Source organism: Ruminococcus sp. OM06-36AC (genome assembly GCF_003438725.1).
Lineage (GTDB): Bacteria > Bacillota > Clostridia > Oscillospirales > Ruminococcaceae > Ruminococcus_C > Ruminococcus_C callidus.
The window spans coordinates 1-1,037 of sequence record NZ_QSTT01000070.1 but is presented as its reverse complement, the minus strand read 5'-3'; the positions used below and the strand labels follow the sequence as shown (position 1 = coordinate 1,037).

1 protein-coding gene and 1 pseudogene are annotated in these 1,037 nt (G+C 51.5%); both read right to left on the bottom strand.

The annotated features are described in order from the left end of the window. The coding region (locus tag DXB92_RS13190) for a DUF2800 domain-containing protein (RefSeq protein ID WP_147330086.1) at positions 1 to 798 on the bottom strand (798 nt) is incomplete at its 3' end. Continuing rightward, a pseudogene (locus DXB92_RS13910) lies at positions 788 to 1,037 on the bottom strand (rRNA biogenesis protein rrp5); the annotation flags it as partial. The pseudogene DXB92_RS13910 and the gene DXB92_RS13190, both read right to left, overlap by 11 nt.

The following is a 1,037-nucleotide window of genomic DNA, read 5'->3' as shown; positions in this document are numbered from 1 at the left end:
AGAAGCCCATGCAACCAGCTGGTCAGCAGTTTCCAAAATTGCTTCAATTTCGGTATCGGTCAGCTTGTCCGGCATCGCAAAATCATACTTCGCCAATTGCAGATTGTACTCCGCCCGTTTCCGGCAAGTTGCCTTCACTTTACAAAACCGACAGTGTTCACCAGCACAGAAATCTCCCTCGCCTTTGGCAGCAAGTTCGGCTTTTGGTTTCAGTTCGGTTTCCGCCCAGTGCAGCAGCTCCGACAGCGGCAGAGTGCATCCGCTGAGGTTTTGGATTCTTGGCTGAAAAATCACCATCCGGATTTCTGCAATGTCATAGAGGGCATCGAACAGTTCCAACGCCCCGAGAGCGTACAGCATCATCTGCGAGTTGTGGTCAGCAGACACCGCCACGCCTTTGCCATACTTGAAATCGATAACCGTTAAAACATTCTCTGCAACAATCACGCAATCTCCCGTACCAAAACCGCTGGGAACATATCGGCTGAAATCCAGACGCTGTTCCACTAAGACCATGGGTTCTTGCAGATTTGCCAGCAGTTCGGCGATGTACTGGGCATAGCTGTCCGTGCAGTCTTCCATTTCCGTGTCGTAGAAGTCTAAGTTCTCCGCTGGGTTGGGAGCCGGATTTCCGAGCAGTTTTTGCACCTTATATTCTGCCAACTTATGAGCACACGTGCCTTCCAGGGCGTAGTCCGTCACGGTATCCGGCAGGACAGCACAAAGCTGTGCAGAGGGCGGACACGCCAGCCATCGGGCACTGGAGGAAGCCGAGAGCATAGCGTGTTTATTCGGCATGGGCTGCCTCCTGTGCATCTGCAAATAGTGCAGCGTATCGTTCTGGTGGAACTTCAGACAATCGGCTGCCGCCATACTTTTGCAGCAGTTTCAGCACCGTTCCCTTTTGTCCGCTGCGGGACAGATTTGCCAGAACACTGCGGACTTCTTCCAACGTAATTGCCTTTTCCACTGCTTTTTTGACCACTTCTTCTTTTTGTGGATAAATCTGTGTAAACGTCTCCACTTCTGCTTTGGAA